The sequence below is a fragment of the Rufibacter ruber genome (assembly GCF_014138425.1).
Taxonomy (GTDB): Bacteria; Bacteroidota; Bacteroidia; order Cytophagales; family Hymenobacteraceae; genus Nibribacter; species Nibribacter ruber_C.
Genome location: NZ_JACJIQ010000015.1, coordinates 120,291 through 137,032, shown reverse-complemented (window position 1 = coordinate 137,032; position 16,742 = coordinate 120,291). Strand labels below are relative to the sequence as shown.

The 16,742-nt window shown below is 54.0% G+C and carries 11 protein-coding genes; 1 reads left to right on the top strand and 10 read right to left on the bottom strand.

Features of this window, described 5'->3' with window-relative positions:
* Nucleotide 1: 1 nt before the first annotated feature.
* Together FHS90_RS16705 and FHS90_RS16700 are read right to left on the bottom strand one after the other, a co-directional pair.
* Complete coding sequence (locus FHS90_RS16705) at nt 2-1,594, bottom strand: type I restriction-modification system subunit M (protein ID WP_182513896.1); 1,593 nt, start codon at nt 1,592-1,594, stop codon at nt 2-4.
* 168 nt (nt 1,595-1,762) lie between these two features.
* Entirely contained in the window at nt 1,763-2,899 is a 1,137-nt protein-coding gene (locus FHS90_RS16700; RefSeq protein ID WP_246387134.1) for a T9SS type A sorting domain-containing protein, read from the bottom strand.
* A 287-nt stretch (nt 2,900-3,186) separates the two neighbouring features.
* Between FHS90_RS16700 and FHS90_RS16695 the strand changes: the two genes are divergently transcribed.
* Nucleotides 3,187-3,510, top strand: a complete 324-nt coding sequence (locus FHS90_RS16695) for a hypothetical protein (protein WP_182513894.1) — start codon at nt 3,187-3,189, stop codon at nt 3,508-3,510.
* A gap of 1,938 nt (nt 3,511-5,448) precedes the next feature.
* Here FHS90_RS16695 and FHS90_RS16690 read toward each other — a convergent pair.
* The 8 genes from FHS90_RS16690 to moaD all read right to left on the bottom strand — a co-directional run bounded on the left by FHS90_RS16690 (nt 5,449) and on the right by moaD (nt 16,064).
* Nucleotides 5,449-5,640 carry a cold-shock protein gene (locus FHS90_RS16690; protein ID WP_066829529.1) on the bottom strand — a complete coding sequence of 64 codons (192 nt, stop codon included), beginning with the start codon at nt 5,638-5,640 and terminating at the stop codon, nt 5,449-5,451.
* 194 nt (nt 5,641-5,834) lie between these two features.
* On the bottom strand, nt 5,835-6,875 hold the full coding sequence (locus FHS90_RS16685) for a COX15/CtaA family protein (RefSeq protein ID WP_182513893.1): 1,041 nt from the start codon (nt 6,873-6,875) through the stop codon (nt 5,835-5,837).
* 414 nt (nt 6,876-7,289) lie between these two features.
* Nucleotides 7,290-11,378, bottom strand: coding sequence for a chemotaxis protein CheB (locus FHS90_RS16680; RefSeq protein ID WP_182513892.1), 4,089 nt, complete (start codon nt 11,376-11,378; stop codon nt 7,290-7,292).
* A gap of 99 nt (nt 11,379-11,477) precedes the next feature.
* On the bottom strand, nt 11,478-13,034 hold the full coding sequence (locus FHS90_RS16675) for a GAF domain-containing protein (protein ID WP_182513891.1): 1,557 nt from the start codon (nt 13,032-13,034) through the stop codon (nt 11,478-11,480).
* Nucleotides 13,035-13,405: 371 nt separating this feature from the next.
* On the bottom strand, nt 13,406-14,173 hold the full coding sequence (locus FHS90_RS16670; RefSeq protein WP_182513890.1) for a sulfite exporter TauE/SafE family protein: 768 nt from the start codon (nt 14,171-14,173) through the stop codon (nt 13,406-13,408).
* The gene (locus tag FHS90_RS16665; RefSeq protein WP_182513889.1) at nt 14,161-15,255 is read right to left on the bottom strand and encodes a HesA/MoeB/ThiF family protein; all 1,095 of its coding nucleotides are present in this window, start codon (nt 15,253-15,255) and stop codon (nt 14,161-14,163) included. The genes FHS90_RS16670 and FHS90_RS16665 overlap by 13 nt, the downstream gene beginning before the upstream one ends.
* 147 nt (nt 15,256-15,402) lie before the next feature.
* On the bottom strand, nt 15,403-15,813 hold the full coding sequence (locus FHS90_RS16660) for a molybdenum cofactor biosynthesis protein MoaE (protein WP_182513888.1): 411 nt from the start codon (nt 15,811-15,813) through the stop codon (nt 15,403-15,405).
* A gap of 11 nt (nt 15,814-15,824) precedes the next feature.
* On the bottom strand, nt 15,825-16,064 hold the full coding sequence (moaD, locus tag FHS90_RS16655; RefSeq protein WP_066829537.1) for a molybdopterin converting factor subunit 1: 240 nt from the start codon (nt 16,062-16,064) through the stop codon (nt 15,825-15,827).
* Nucleotides 16,065-16,742 lie beyond the last annotated feature (678 nt).

The window sequence follows — 16,742 nt, the reverse complement described above, 5'->3', positions numbered from 1 at the left end:
ATTAATAGTGTATACTTGGTAGTGTTTCTTTCATTCGTCTATTCAATAATGCATCTTTCATAAACTGCTCCATCAACTTTTCTTCAAACGGAACACCATCCACTTCCTCAGTCTCGGAGCCCACGTAGCGACCCGGCGAGAGCACGTAGTTGTTGGCGGCCACTTCGTCTAGCGTAGCGGCTTTGCAGAAGCCATCTACATCTTCGTAGTTGCCGCCCAGGTTGCGCCATTGGTGGTAGGTGTCGGCAATTCGGGCCACTTCTGCGTCTTCAAACACGCGCAGGCGGCGGCTAGCCATGGTGCCCAGTTTGCAGGCGTCTATGAACAGGATTTCGTTTTTGCGTTCGCGGTGTTCGCCGTCACGGCCATCGCGGTTCTTACTCAACAGAAAGATGCAGGCGGGTATGCCGGTGGTCAGGAACAGCTTGTCGGGCATCTGCACAATGCAGTCTACCATGCCCTGTGTGATCATGTGCTCACGCACGTTCTTTTCGCCCGCGCTGCCGGTGGTCATGGCGCCGTTGGCCATCACCACGCCCGCCGTGCCGCGGTCAGAGAGGTGGTGCCACAGCGTCTGGAACCACATGTAATTGGCATTGCCGGGGGTGGTAAAGGTGTCTTTGGCCCCGAAGAGGCGTGGGTCGTTGTCGGGTAGCAGCTCGGGGTGCCAGTTGGAGATGTTGAACGGCGGGTTCATGAGGGCGTAATCGGCCTTCAGGCCCGGGAAGCGGTCGTGCAGCAGTGAGTCGCCCAGCTTTACGTCAAAGGAGAGGTTGCGCAGCAGCAGGTTCATCTTGCAGAGGCGCAGCGTGCCCTCGTAGCGCTCCTGCCCGTAAATGGAGATGTCGTTTTTGTCGCCGCCGTGCGCCTGCAAAAACTTGAGGCTCTGCACAAACATGCCGCCGCTGCCGCAGGCCAAATCCATAATGCGGCCCTTGAGCGGCTCCAGCATCTCCACCAGCAAGCGCACCACGCTGCCCGGCGTGAAGAACTGCCCCGCACCGGAGCCCTCGGCCATGGCGAACTTACCAATGTAGTATTCATACACCCGGCCGTAGATGTCGCTCTCGGGATTGTTTATCTCAGAGAATTTCTCTTTGGAGAACAGGTTAATGAGCCCCGCCACCTGCGTAGGCGAGAGCTGGCTCTTCACGAAGATAGGCTCCAGCACGCCTTTGTAATCTGGGTTCCGCTTGGCCAGCAGCTCGTCTATGAGCACGAAGGCCTGGTCTACCTTCACCTTGATGTCGTCCTGCTCGGCGTTCTCGCGCAGGTAGTCCCAGGTGGCTTGTTTGGGCAGGCGGTAGGCGTTCTTGACCTGGTACTCCAGCTCGTCTTCCAGCACCTCGCTCTGCTGGTGGGCTTCTATGTTGTAGTACTCAGATTCGGGCTCCAGAAAAGAAAGCTGAATCTCCTGCTTGCGCACCTCATAGCGCTCGCTCAGGTGCTTCACAAACAGGAGGGAGAGCACGTAGTCTTTGTACTGGTTTTCGGCCACGGCGCCGCGCAGCTCGTTGGCCACGTCCCAGAGTTCTTTCTCAAAATCTATATCGCCTTTGGCTGCGGGTGCCGCCTTGGGGTTCTTCTTCGCCATGTAGGGTAATAAAGGGGGTAGTGTTTGGTCTTTGATTCTTGGGGGAACCGAAGATATAGAATTTTTGAATATTTTCTAGGACAGGTATGGAGCTGTGGGAAAATTTTAGATTCACCCGCTGTTTTCGGGCTGTTTTTCAGAAAACAGCCCGAAAACAGGAAGTTGTCCTCACTTAGTAATCACCAATCTCCTGGAACTCGTGAAGCGGTCATTGTGCATTTGCACCAGGTAAAGCCCTGCCGGAAGAAAAGACAGGTCCAGCTGCTGTTGGGCGGTTTGGCGGAGCACGTTGAACCGCCCCAGTTCCTGACCAGTCAGGTTGGTCACCGTCAAGACCAGATCAGGTTGCGCGGTGGCTGCTTGTAAAATCACCGCGCCCGTGGTAGGGTTGGGGAAGAGCCGCAGCTGCGCCAACGGACCTTCTTCGGCGGCGCCGGATACCGTGATTTGAAAGGCCTCAGAAAAAGGGGAGGAGCAACTGTTTTTGTTTATCGCGCTGACATAATACTTGCCCGGGGCGGTTGCCGTGATGGTTTGCGTAGTGGCCGGGAGGGTCTGGTTATCCAGCTTCCATTGATACCTCTCAGCAGCTATGCTGGCGGTTAAGGTGGTGCCGTCTTGGGAAATAGTGGGAGTAGGCGGGATAGGCTGAACCTCTATTTGGATCACGTTTGAAATGGAAGGCCCACAGCTGCCGGAAAAAACGAGCCGCCGGAAATAGGTGGTGACAGAAAGATAACCGGGGGCATAATCATTCCCATTTCCGTTGGAAACTGTCACGAAATCACTGTTGCTACCGGTGGTGCTTCGTTCCCATTGATAGCTGTAAATTCCTGTTCCTCCTGCGGCAGGTGCACCCGTTAACCCGGGGTGAGGCTGGCCCTGGCAAACAGATTGTTCCCCGGTAATGGAATTGTTGGTTACTGCAGGCGTTACCGTCACCCTCACCGCCGTCCGGGTAGAGCTGGTGCAACCACTTTCAGACTTGCTTTCAGCGTAGAAGGTGGTGGTTTGAAGGAGCGTTGGGGTGGTGTAGGTTTCCCCAGTATGTAAAGGCGTACCTCCCTGAGAAGTGGCATACCAACTGAAGGAATGGGCAACGCTCGAAGCTTGAAGGGTGGCAGATGAGCCGGAACAAATTGCTTGATTCGCCACTATGGGCGCAGGCGGCACAGGTAAAATAGTGACTTGAAGAGCGTTGCTATAACTATGACTCGTTGCCGAAATTACCCGCCGCCGAAACCAGGTGGTACTGATAAGCACAGGAAAGGTGTAATTGATGCTATTGTTAGTACCCGGAGCCATAATAAAATCTGCCGTAGCACTGGTGGTACTCATTTCCCATTGGTACGAAAACATCCCGTTTCCACCCGTAGGAGTGGAGCCATTAATAAGGCCTGGCGTTGTTCCTAGGCAGATTTGCTGATTGGTTAATGTGATGGTGTTGTTAGAGATTTCTTCGTCAAACCTCTTTATAGAAGTGCTTTTTGCAGCGGTATAGCCCGCCGAAGCCATGAACAGAAGAAAGAGCAAGCTAAGGAGTAAAGGAAATTGTACGTTTGGGTAGCGTTTCGGCATAGAATGTTTGATAGATGTTCCTCAAATATAGCAATTCCTGCTTTGGGAAGAAGGTAGTAGGGGTGAAGGGGGCTGTTTCTAAGAACCGAAGAAACGGGAGCGTAAAAGAAAGGAACATCCACTACAACAGAAGGTCTTATTTATTGCCGAAATTAGAAGCTGATGATGCGTACCTGGGCCCACCCCCACCTCCTCCCAGGTGGGAAAATAATCTGCACCTGTACCTCCTCTCCGTGGTTTTTGCTGTTCAAAAGAGCAGGAAGCGGGATTTCAAATCCTATCAGTACCCGCTTCAGGATGGCAAATCTGGGAGCGCAACGCTTATAAAGAGAAAGTAAGGGTTTCCTTTTCAGGAGAAGAGGTATGAGCCCAGATCAGAGCGGTTTCTGTTTTTGGGCTATTTTTGAGAAAACAGGCCAAAAACGCAGCTGCGGCATTGACGCGCGCTGGTCTGGAAGACGCTGCGAGATCCGGTAGTAGTCCCGAGTTTTGAGTCAAGCATGTGATTCTGGCTTATTATTAGAAAACAACTTGCCATGCGTGATATCCACCCCAGCCCCTCCCGGGAGGGGAGTATCAGGAATGCGTGGGGGCAAGTGGCGTGTGACCGTACAACTTCAATGCGCAGATCTGGCGCATGCGTTCCTCGGCTGTCCGGGATTTGCCATCCCGGACACAGTACCTGCGGATTTGTAATCCGCGGCGCCTGCAGATCAAACGTCCCGCCACGGGGATTGCAAATCCCCGTGTACCAGCTTCCGGATTGCAAATCCGGAAGAGCGCGAGAGCACTGTGATTGGCAGGGCTCAACTAGCTGGGGCGAGAAGAGGTTGATCAGCAATGCGTGCCCTCCTGTGTCAACATCCCCCTTCGCCCCCTTCAAAGGGGGAGCATCAGAGTGAGTTATGAGTCTTGAGTTCTGAGTCCTTTCATTTTTTCCTTACGCAAATCAGCACGAATGAAGCAGCAATGCCTGGTTTCGCTGCCGCGCCGCGGGGGCAGCCAGAGACCGGCCGTCATCAGTAGGCACGATTCTGGGGACCCGTGCCAGCGCGGGAGTATCAGCTGGAGTTAGAAGGCTCGGAAGTAACTTTCGCGCCATAGGGGGGCAGAAGCGGGAGCTATAGAGGGCAGAGGTAATGTGAGGCTGCCGCCTCATGGAAGCTGAAAGCTTCCGCCATTGTAGGTCCAAGTTGGAAACTTGAACCAGAGAAAGCGGCAAACAAGCAGCAATAAGTAAACAAACAGCAATGAACAATCAACACTTCTGCCAGTGGCACCTGGGTAAATTAGCACTTCTGCCCCTGGCTGATGTGCGCAGCACGGGCTCGGCTCAGGCTAGCGGATCAGCAACGGTTACCTGCAGAGGCAGACAGAGCAAGTAAGGAAGTAGCAGGAGAGGAACCTGAACCAGTCCTGGGGGTGAGCGCCTCTGTTAATACGGTGCCGAAGGCAACGCCAAAGGCGTAGTTTTAACAGCAGTGCTCACCGCCAGGACGGGGCCCCGCGGTCGTGAGCGCTTACCGGAAAAGATGAAACAACTCAGTGAGTGAGGCACCGCGTCAACCACCAAAGCCAAGGGAATAGCGGACTACGCATTCCTGCCGCAGCAATTGGCTGTCACCAAATACAGCATCAAGCGCCACCGCCAAGGGAGCAGCAGACTACGCATACCTGCCGCAGCCAGAGGAGCAGCAGACTCCGCATTGCAATTAGCAGTGAACTGTGCATTGCCACTGCAACAACAGGGTCTTTGAAAAGAATGTATCACTTAGAGCACTACCGCCCCAACCACCCCAGCCAGAAAAACAGCAGACTACACACTGCCCCTGCCGCAGCGGCAAAAAAGAACCATTTGCTTCATGTAGCCCCTGCATTCAGCCGCCCAACCAAGGGGAGTGCATACCCTGCCTACCTGCACCAGCTACCACCCAGCCAAGGGAAGAGCAAACTATCCATTCCAGCAGAAGAGAAAACGTAATTCTAAACCTAAAGTACCACTGACAAAAACAAACTATAGAACAGCCGCTGATGTGAGATTTCTGCATTCAGAGGCGCTCCCAAACAGAAGCTCCCTATCTTAAAAACCCATAAACCAACGCTTGCGGCAGGCCCCCAAAAGTAAACAGACCACAGCATCAACTACCAAAGACGGAAGTGCAGGCAACTCAGACAATTCTGTTTTGGGGCTGTTTTTCAAAAAGAAGCCCCAAAACAGAAACAAAAAAAAGCCTTACCAAACGGTAAGGCTTTTTCAATGTCTTTATAGCAAAAGACTAAGCGAGTTTTACGTTGACAGCGTTTAGTCCTTTCTTTCCTTCTTTGAGGTCAAAAGTAACATCGTCGTTTTCTCTGATTTCGTCTACCAGGCCCGTAACGTGCACGAAGTACTCCTGATTTGAATTGGCATCTTTAATAAAACCGAATCCCTTTTCGGTATTAAAGAATTTTACTTTTCCTTGATTCATTGTGATAGTTGATTAATGCCTTGAATACGTTTGAACCCAGATAAGAGTTCAAACTTTCACTGAAAAGGTATAACTTTTTTTCGAACCAACCTAATCACCATTCCCTAAAAGATTAGTGGCAGCCGCAAAAAAATAAAACAGGAAGGAACCGCCTCTGCGTAACCACGTTTGTTGCCCTGCCATGGGCCCTCCCTTTAAGCCGTTTGCAGAGCGGGCGCGGCCCGGAAACGGTACACCAGCAGCAGGGCCACTGAGAAGAGGAGCACCGCCACCAACTGGTGCAGAACCCCCAGTGCCACCGGCACCTGGTACAGCAGCGTAACAATGCCCAGCGCCACTTGCACACCCGTGAGGGCGAGCAGGAGGTGAACCAGGCCCATGGTGCCAGAGGGCAGACCGGCTAGTCTGCTTTTGAGCCAGAGGCGCAGCACCAGCACCACCACCACCAAGGCTACCCAGCGGTGCAGGAACTGCACAAAAGAACCGTTCTCCAGAAAATTCCCCCAGGTAAGGGTCTCCTGCAGGAGCCTGGGGAAGAACTCGCCGTTCATAAGCGGAAACGTATTGTAGTATAGCCCCGCTTTTAAGCCTGCCACAAAGGCCCCCAGAATAATCTGCCCCAGCACAGCGATCAGCACCACCTTAGAACCCTTCCGGAGGGTCGGTAGGTGTTTGGGCGTGGCCGAAGGGGCAGCGGTAAGGTCTGCCACCGTCCAGAGAATAGTGCCTATGAGGGCCAGGGCCAGGCAGAGGTGGGCCGCCAGCCGGAAATGACTCACATGCGGATTATCTTCCAAGCCGCTTTTCACCATCAGCCAACCCATGGCGCCCTGTGCCATGCCCAGAACTAAAATGAGCAGGACGCGCCGCAGCAGCCAGCCTTTGAGATACCCCCGCCCCAGAAATAGGAGAAACGGAACGAAAAAGACCACCCCAATTACCCTGCCCAGCAGGCGGTGTAGGTACTCCCACCAGAAAATCTGCTTAAACGCCTGCAGGTCCATGCTGAAATTGATTTTCTGGTACTCCGGGAACTGCTGGTATTTCTGGAAAACCACCTGCCATTCGGCCTCAGAGAGAGGAGGGATGGTGCCCGAAATCACATTCCATTCTACCATGGAGAGGCCGGAGTTGGTCAGGCGGGTGATGCCGCCAATGATGACCATCAACAGAATTAAAAAAGCACCTGTGAGCAGCCATAGCACCACCCCTTTGGGCGCAGCAGTCTTGTTCATATTCCTCCTTTAAAAAGGCAAAGCTCCTCAGGCCTGTCTCAGCTTTTGATGATGCATCTCTGGCCTAAAACTGATAAAAATCATTCTTAACAAGAAACCTTCCCGGGCAAGGGCCAGACGCCTGTGAGGCCGTGCACCCAGGAAGGTGCCCGGTTAGAGGACCTGCTCTGCTTGGTAAAAGTAGTGGTACCCTGGCTTGAACGTCTGCAAATTCTGTTTTAGGGCTGTTTTCAGGAAATCAGCCCCAAAACAGAGTGGGTTTTCTAAGCGGTAAAGGGAGGAGACGGCTAACCGGCAGAAGTTGGAAAGGGAAAAGGAAGGTCTGGTGGTCAGGTGTTCTCACCAGAAGAGAAATGATTTCTGTTTCGGGGCTGTTTTCAGAAAAACAGCCCCGAAACAGAAACCTGAAGCGTCTTAGCTCTTGAGGTAGATTTTAAAGGTGGTGCCTTCGCCCAATCTGGTGGAAACCTGAATTTTGCCGCCTGCGTTGTGCACTATCTTTCGTACCATGTAAAGCCCAATGCCAGAGCCTTCTACGTGGTCATGAAAACGCCGGAACATGGTAAAGAGCTGGTCTTCCTGTTCCCCGGTCATGCCCAGCCCATTGTCTTTCACGGTCAGAACCAGGTCGTCTTTCTCCTTCCGGCACGTTAAAGAGACTTTGGTGTCCTTTTCCGGGTCCCGGTATTTGATGGCGTTAGACAGCAGGTTGTACACAATGCTCCTGAAGTTCTTCTTGGAGAACAAAATGGTTGGGCACTCGCGCACATCTACTTTCACGTGGGCCTGTGCTTCCTGTATCATTGGTTCCAGGTCCAGCAGTACGTCCTGCACCACTTCGTTCAGGTTCACGCTGGAGATTTCAGGCACGTTGTCATTCTGCAGCTTGGTCACCTCTGTGAGGTTGGCAATGGTATGCTTGAACCGCTCCACGGCCCCTTGCATCATGGCCATGATCTGCTGCACATCTACCTGCATGAACTCCTCTTCAGGCAGTTCCAATTTAAGCTCGCGCAGCAGGGCCTCAATGTTATGGATGGGGGTTTTCAGGTCATGCGAGGCCGTGTACACAAAGTTGTCCAGGTCATCAATGACCCGGAGCAGGTGGGCGTTCGTTTCCTTGAGCTTTACCTGGGTGTCTTTCAAGTCTGACAAATCAATGAACGAGCCCAGCATGCGGTGGGGCATCTGGTACTCGTTGTGCAGAATGTACGCCCGGTTATAGATGTAGGCGTACGTGCCGTTGGCCCTTATGATTTTAAACTCGTCGGTCCATTGGTCACTGCCCAGGTTGATGGCGTCATTGATGCCTTTCATGACCCGCTCCTTGTCATCTGGGTGAATCTTGTCAAACCAGGAGTTGATGCCTTTGCTCATGTGGCTGGGGTCATACCCCAGAATGGTCTGCAGGGAGTCGCTCCACCAGAGCTCGTTGGTGATCAGGTTCCAGTCCCAGACCACGTCATTGGTGGCTTTGGAGACCAGTTTAAACCGCTCCTGGCTGGCCAGGAGCTCCTGGGTTCTGTCAGTGACACGCTTTTCCAGCAGGGTGTTGAGCTTGATAAGGTTTTCCTCTGCCCGTTTGAGGTCTTCATAGGCCAGCAGAATGCGCTCCTCACTTATTTTCTTTTCAGTGATGTCTGCCATGGTGAGGGTGAGGCCGTCGCCCATTTTGGCGGCGGCAATCTCAAACCAGGATTTTTTCCCCTTCACCTCCAGGTACTGCTCCGCATGCAGCGGACTGCCCGTCTCAATGACGTGCACAAACTTTTTGAAGAGCCCGCTCTTGCGCAGAAACGTCAGCTCCTGCTGTACGCTCTGCCCCAGCAGCTGCTCCTGCGGTTTCCCAATCATCTGCTCTGCCTGTCTGTTCAGCAGGCTCCAGGTGAACTCTATGATGGCACTCTCCTCATTGCGCACCGCCTTAAACGCCATGATGTTGTTCAGGGAGCTGTTGAGCACCCCCTGCACCACGTTGCTCAGGGCTTTGAGGGTGGTGACCTCCACAAAACTGAGCACCACGCCGTCTTTGTTGCCGTCATATTTCAGGTAAGGGATGATGCGCATCAAAAAGAACTTGCCATCCTGGGTTTCCACTTCCTGCTCCACCTCAGCCGAGGTATGATTTACTTTCTTAATGTCTTCCAGCCAGTTCTTGTACTTGAGATTGTGTGACAGGTGGTGGATGGGCCGGCCCACGTCTATCTCAATGATGTTGATCAGCTCCTTCACAGAAGGGGTGAATTTCCTGATCACCAGGTGGTGGTCCAGGAACAGCTGCCCAATGTTGGAGCTCCTGATGTAGTTGTCCAGGTCCTCGTTCAGTTCCTGAAGTTCCTTGATCTTGAGTTGGTGCTCTGAGTTCACGGTGTGCAGCTCCTCATTCAGTGACTGCATCTCCTCATTGGAACTCTGCAGTTCCTCGTTAGAAGACATGAGCTCCTCATTGGTAGACTGCAGCTCCTCATTGGCGGTGCTCAGGTCCTGAACCGTCATGTGCAGGCTCTCGCGGGCATCTTTCAGTTCAGACTCTAACAGGGTGAGCTGCTGGAAGTACCCGGTGTCTGCCTCAGACAGCATAGGCTCCAGGGTTTTGAGCGAAAGATTCTGCGTGTTTTCCTGCAGCAGCACCAGGGTCACTTTGGGCATGTCCGGCTCTGCCGAATACAACTTCACTAAAAGGTGTACCAGCTGGTTCCCGTTGCCAGATTTGATCATGATCTGCCTGCTGACAGGCTGCTCGGTTTTCAGAACCTTTCTGATGTCTACACTAAGCGTAACCGCCAGTTCTTTAGACACCATTTTAAGCAGGTTCAGGTGCAGACGCTTCTCCGGCAGTTTCAAATAGCGGCTAAAGTCGCCAATGCCGTGCAGGAGCTGGAAATTCTCATCTACAAACAGACCCGCCACTTTCAGGTCCTCGGCCACGGCATCCAGAAAGGCCTCATTGTACTGGTCAGAGGTGGCGTTGCTCTTCCGGTGGCTGGGGGGGTACTCAGGGGAGAACGTCTGGGTGAGGGGGGTAACCCCGTACTGCTGCTGAAAGCTCTTGTTGTCTTTTATCTTCTTGTAGAGCTTCCACTTACGGTTCTTCTCTGAAAAGAAAGATTTAAGGTCGCCAATGCTCTCACTGGGGCCCAGCAGCAGATAGCCTTTCAGCTTTAGCGCATACGGGAACACAGACATCACCTTCTTCTGCAGCTCAGGGTTCAGGTAGATGAGCATGTTGCGGCAGGTGATCAGGTCCATGCGGCTGAACGGCGGGTCTTTCTGCAGGTCATGCTGGGCAAAGATGATCAGCTTTCTGATGTCTTCTTTGATGGTGTACCGGTTGTTTTTGAAGAGGAAGAAATTCTTCAGCCTCTCTTCTGAGACATCATGGGCAATGGCAGCGGGAAACACGCCCTTAGACGCCTGCCGGATGGCCCGCTGGTCAATGTCAGTGGCGAAGAGCTTGACGTTGGGCTCCCGCCCCAGCCGGTCATAGCACTCTTTGAACAAGATGGCCAGGGAATACACTTCCTCCCCGGTGCTGCAGGCGGTCACCCACACTTTAACGTTCTCCTCTTCTGGGGTGCGGGAGATAATCTCCGGGATGACCTCCTGGGCCATGATCTCAAACGGCTCCCCGTCCCGGAAAAAGCGGGTGACCCCAATCAGGAATTCCTGGCAAAGCTGCTTGATCTCAGCCGGGTTCTCCTGCATGAACGCCAGGTACGCGGCCATGGTGGCCACTTTGATTGTGTCCATGCGCTTTCTGATGCGCCGGTAGATGGTGGGCTGCTTGTAGTTCTTGAAATTGGTCTGGGTATGGGTGCACACCAGGTCCAGAATCTCTGCCAGGATCTCCTCTTCGTTTTCCTCTTCCTCGGTCTGCCGGTTGATCAACGTCTTGACCAGCGGGATCTGCCGCGTGTAATCTATGATTTCGCGGGGCATCTGCTCTGGCGGGAACACGTAATCTACCGCGCCTGACTCAATGGCGCTCCTGGGCATACCGTCAAACTTAGCGGTCTCCGGGTCCTGCACCATGACCATTCCGCCGGCCGCCTTTATCTTCTTTACGCCCTTGGTCCCGTCTGTTCCGGTACCGGACAGCACAATGCCAATGGCATACCGGCCCCGGTCCTGGGCCAGGGACTCAAAGAAGACATCAATGGCGAAGTTGGGTTCCCGGTTCCTGATCTGGTTGACCAGCTGCAGCCGGCCGTGTTTGAGCGTTAGCTGCTTGCCGCTGGGCAGCACGTACACGCAGTTGGGCTGGGTGTACATATTGTCTTCGGCCTCCCGCACCTGCATCTGGGTGTGCTTGGTCAGGAGTTCTGCCATCAGGCTTTTATGGTCTGGTGACAGGTGCTGAATGATGACGAACGAAAAACTGGAATTACTGGGAAAGTGGTCAAATAACCTATGAATAGCCTCCAGGCCACCCGCAGAGGCACCTATGCCAATGAGGTAGTGATCAGTTTTAGGGGGAGTATCTTGCTGATGCGAACTCTTCAATTATGTGCTTAGGGTTGGGGCAAATCTTACCTGTTGGGTAGGTGTTTAATTGATCTGCCTCGCTTCGTTTTCAACTTCAATTCTATCAAAGAAACGGGCCTAATAGCGTTCTTTAATAATTTTCTCCAGCACCGCGCTTCTAAGTACCTCTGCCGCGTTGAGCTCTTCTGCCAGCCACGGCAGCGAAGTGTTTTTCACTACTTCCTGATAGGTGGCAAACGAGTTGCGGGGGTGGTAAGACTTACCGTCCGGCTCCATCTGGATGGCCTGGTTAGGGTTGCCGCCCCAGTTTACGGTCTGGAGCACTTCAGGTCTGAACCCTAGAATATATTCCCCTTGCTCGGCATTGATCTGCAGGACAATGAGGCCGCTGGCCACCTCCTTGAAGTCTTTGGCCCGTACGTACTGGTGGGGCAGGGTATCTGTGGCGAAGACGTTGCCGCCGTGGTTTCTGCGAATCCAGTACATCATCTCCTTCAGGTCCTGCGGTGAAGGGGTTTTGCCAATGGTCCAGATGCCGCCCTCATACAACACCGCCGCGCCTGAAAGGTTTAACAGGTCCTGCAGGCTAACGGGGCCATTCAGCAGCCCATCTACAAAGTTCTGGTTGTTATAGAGCTGTTCCAGCAGTTGGGCATGAATGCCCCGCAGCCTGGATTTCAGCTCAATGGTGGCTTCTTTTTCTTTGGCCGCCAGTTGCGCTGACACAATGCCAGACAGCAGTTCCATCGCCGACCGTATCTCATAGCTGGGGTTCATGGCCTGCTTGTGGTGGCAGGAAATCAGTCCCCAGAGCTTGTTGTCAATGATTAGGGGCAACGACATGGAGGCCATGATGTTCAGGTTGGCCAGATACTCCAGGTGCACGCCCGCCACACTGCGCAAATTACATTCAGAGAGGTCTGTGAACCGTTGGGTGAGGGGGTTGATGATAGGCAGCAACCGGGCCGGGCGGTAAGATCTGGTGGGGATCAGGCGGTACGGATTTTTAAAGTACAGCTCACGGCTCTGCTTGGGCACATCTGACGCGGGGAACCGAAGGTCCATGTAATCATCCATGTCTTCCTCTTTGGCCTGGGCAATGACAATACCGTTCCACTGGGGGTCAAACTGGTAGGCCAGAACCCGGTCAAAGCCCGTGAGTTTCTTTAACTCCTCTACGGCAATCTGCGCCACCTCATGCGTGGTGTTGGCCTTTCTGAGCAGAGAGGTGATGTATTTGATCTGCTGGTACAGCGCCATGAAAGAGTGCTGCGCCGGCGGGGCCGCATTGGCTTCCAGCTCAATCAGCACGTATTCTTCCTTGGGGTGGATGAGCGCCGTGAGCGCCAACTCCTTTTCTGCCGTCTGGAACGTTAGGGAGAAGGGGATTTTCTCTTCGGTTACCTGTTTCTGCACCTTTGCCTGAATGTCTGTGAACTGCTGCTCCGGCAGAAACCGGGCAATGGGTTGCCCCAGCAGTGCCTCAACGTCTACGCCCAGAAACTCCTGTACGTTCTCGCTTACCTGAATTATCTTTAACGTGCCCTTTTCCAGGGTAAGCAAGACGCCGTGCGGCTGCACCAGGTTAACCAGGTGCAGCGGAATGCTGCCACAGAAATCTGAATCGTAGTTTTTTTCCAGGGTGAGGTCAATGGGGGCTTGTTTGTTTTCCATCGTGATAAAGAAGCAGTTACGTAACACTGGCAACCAAAGGGAAAACTACTGAAAGTCTTCTATTCAGAAACGGAGTAAATATAGTGTTAGTATTTTTACGGATAGCCCCTGCACCGGCAAAAGTTTTTCTAAAAAAGCGCTAAGCCCTGGGTTCTGAAGAACTGGAACAGAAAAGACAGCGGCTGGTTTCTGTTTTTGGTCTCTTTTTCTGAAAACAGCCCGAAAACAGGCAGCCGACTTCAGGCAAAGCAGCCGCCTGCGCTCCGGAGAAGGCAGTAACTCCAGAATAGCGCTTCGGCACGTGCGCCAGGGGGCCCCATCATTCATAGTGAGAAAGGGGGGTGGGGAACAGAAAGCTATCCTTCGCCTGCTTAGAGATAGTCAATCACCAGCTTCACCCCAATGTAGAGCACGAACACACCGGTAAGGCCTTTGATGACGTGGGGCTGAAAGGTATAGAGGCTTAATCTGGTGCCCAATTGACCGCCCACCAACACCGCAAGCAGCAGGGGGGCCAGCAGCGTGAAATTGGCCTGAAACTTACCAGAGGTGACCATGCCCAACAACCCGGAGACGGAGTTGACCAATATAAAAAAGCTGGCTAACGCGGCAATAGAGCGGGCTGAGCCCCATTTAAGGAGATGCAGGAGGGGAGCCAACAGAATTCCGCCGCCTATGCCCACCAGACCCGCCAGAAACCCGGTGGCACCCCCCAACAACAGGTTCAAGTACCAGGACGGATTCTTCTGCTCCCCTGTTTCTGGGGTGGGCTTTTGGGCGTACTGCGCCAGCAGCAGCAACCCTGAAAGGGCCAGCACCAGCCCCAGCAGGAAAAAGAACACTTCCTGGCTCAGCCCCACGGTGGCGCCTAAAAAAGCGGCCGGTACGCTGCTCAGGGTGAGCGGCAGGAATCTCTTCAGGTCAAAATACCCTTCCTTGAGGAAGAGGTACGTGCCCCCGGAGACCACCACCAGGTTACACAGCAGCGCCGTCTGCTTGATCTCCAGAAAGTTGGGCAGGAACAACGTGAGAATGGCCAGGTAACTGGACCCGCCGCCAAACCCCACCGAAGAGTACAGCGTGGCCACCAGGAAAAAACAGAGCACCAGCCAGGCCAGATTTGCGTCTATGCCTGCCATTGCACCAGCTTCAGGTTGCCAAATTTTTGCCGCCAGTGGTCCATGCCGCCCGCTATGGAATAGACCTCCAATGCTGGGCAGGCCTGGGAGATGAGTTCTGCTGCTTTCTGGCTACGGCTTCCTTTCTGGCAGATGGTGAGAAGTATTCCCCGCCGGGGAAGGGAATCCAGCGCGGCGCTCAACCTGGAAAGCGGCAGCAGTTGGGCCCGGGCCAGATGGCCTTGCTGGTGCTCTTCAGTCTCCCGTACATCCAGCAGCAGAACGTCTTTGCCTTGGGTGAGCCATTGGTGCAGCTCCTCCACAGATAGCTGCCGCACTGTGGCACACCCCGCGAGTGAATAGGACGGGAGCAGTTGGCGCACCGTCTGGTTTTCCTGTTTTGCCTTCAATTTCACCTTGTACTGGCTCTGGTTCAGGAAATCAAACATGAGCAGGTAACCAGACAAAGGCGCGGCAATGCCCGTGATAACTTTCACCGCCTCCAGGGCCTGGTGGCAGCCTATCAACCCGGGAACCACCCCTAACACGCCAGCCGTATTGCAGTCAGGGATCTCCTGCGCCGAGGGTGGGGCGGGGTAGAGGCACCGGTAGGTGGGGCCGCCCAAATAGTTGAAAACGCTCACCTGCCCTTCAAACTGGTGCAGGGCCCCGTACACAAAGGGTTTGTGCAGCAGTACACACACGTCATTGATCAGGTAGCGGGCTTCAAAGGAATCTGTGGCGTCAATGACCAGGTCATATTCCTGAACCAGTTCCACCGCGTTCTCCACCGTCAGGAAGGTGGGGTACGCCGTAAACGCCACCTCCGGGTTTTGCCCCTGCAGCCGGGTGACCGCCACTTGCACTTTAAGAGAGCCCACGTGGGCGTCTGAGAACAGAATCTGGCGGTGCAGGTTGGTAAGGCTCACCGTGTCCCCGTCTACCACCCCAATGGTGCCAACGCCCATGCCCGTGAGGTACTGCAGCACGGGTACCCCTAATCCGCCAGCGCCCACCACCAAAACCTTCGCCCGCTGCAGTTTCTCCTGCGCTTCGGCTCCAAATCCCGGGAGCTGTACCTGGCGGGTGTATCTGTTTTCCATGTGGGGTGCTGTTGGTTTTATGAATGTTCAGGAGGTCTTTTTTTGGGCGGAAAGCGATTAGCCGGGTTTCTGTTTTCGGCCTGTTTTCAGAAAAACAGGCCGAAAACAGAAATGTTCCTACAGGCAGGGCAGAGTGGCGGAACAAGGTTACGGATGCGCATTGACCCAAACGCTGTTGTCCAGGTAATACTCCTTCTTCCAGATGGGAACGGTTTTCTTGAGTTCATCAATCAGGAAGCGGGTGGCTTCAAACGCCGCATTACGGTGTGCCGAGGCCACCCCCGTCACCACCACCGGTTCCCCTATCTGCTTTTCGCCCAGCGCATGCAGGATGAGCAATTTCTCAACGGGCCAGTTCGCCTTCGCCTGGTTCGCTATTTTCTCCAGCTCTTTCAGAGCCATGGGCGCATAGGCTTCAAACACCAGTTTGACCACCTGCTTTCCCTGCGCGTGATCGCGAACGGTCCCTACAAAAAGGTTTGTGCCCCCGGCGGCTGGAGTCTGCAAATACTGAAAGGCTTCGTTTAGGTCAATTTGATCAACTAGTTTGATTAGCATGTTGTTATGGTTTACCCGCCGCTTACCGGCGGAATAAGCGCAATTTCCTGATGAGGCGAAAGGAGCGCGTCATCCTCGGCGTACTCACTGTCAACGGCCACCGCCAGGGAGCTAAGGTTCTTCAGCTCCGGGTACTGTCCCGCCAGCCACTGTTTCAGCTGCCCCACCGTCTTAGGGCGTTCTGCCGGCTCCACCTGAAGATGGGAGGCACCCACTATGTCTCTCGTTATCCCGAAAAGGAGAATGTTCATGAATTTGGTTTTGGTACAGACAATAATGGCCTACTCCATTTTATCCGGCTTCGTTGTCTAAAGCTACCGCACTTTCACCTACCCGCCAAAAAAAGCAGGAGGCGCTGTTCTGTTTTGGAGCTGTTTTGGTAAAAACAGGCCAGAAACGGGAACGGTTACAGACGCCCGCAGCTCCTCCGGTTGATACGAGGTCATAGGCGCAGGCGGCACAGCGGGGCAGGCGTAGGTTCTGTTTTTGGGCTGTTTTTCGGAAAACGGGCCAAAAACGGCATAGCGGTGTTACAGCTCCCTGCGGGAGAAGGTCAGGTGGAGGGGAGATGCGGTTCATGTTGTTATGGCAGAAACTGCTGGCACAGACGCTCGCAGGTCTGATAGACGCTACGAGGTCTTATGAGCAGGCGGCACAGCGGAGGCCGGCGTATGGGACCCACCCCTACCCCTCCCGGGCGGGGAGTGATCTGGAATGCATGGGGGCATGTGCTGTGTGACATATATCTGGCATGCGCGGACCTGCTGGTGTCAACATCCCCCTTCGCCCCCTTCAAAGGGGGAGTATCAAAGGGAGTTCTGAGTCTTGAGTCCTTCCTTTTCCCCTTAGGTACTTCAGCAGGAATGAAACAGCTATGCCTGGTCTCGCTGCCGCGCCGCGAGGGCAGCCAGAGACCGCCCGTCAGCTGT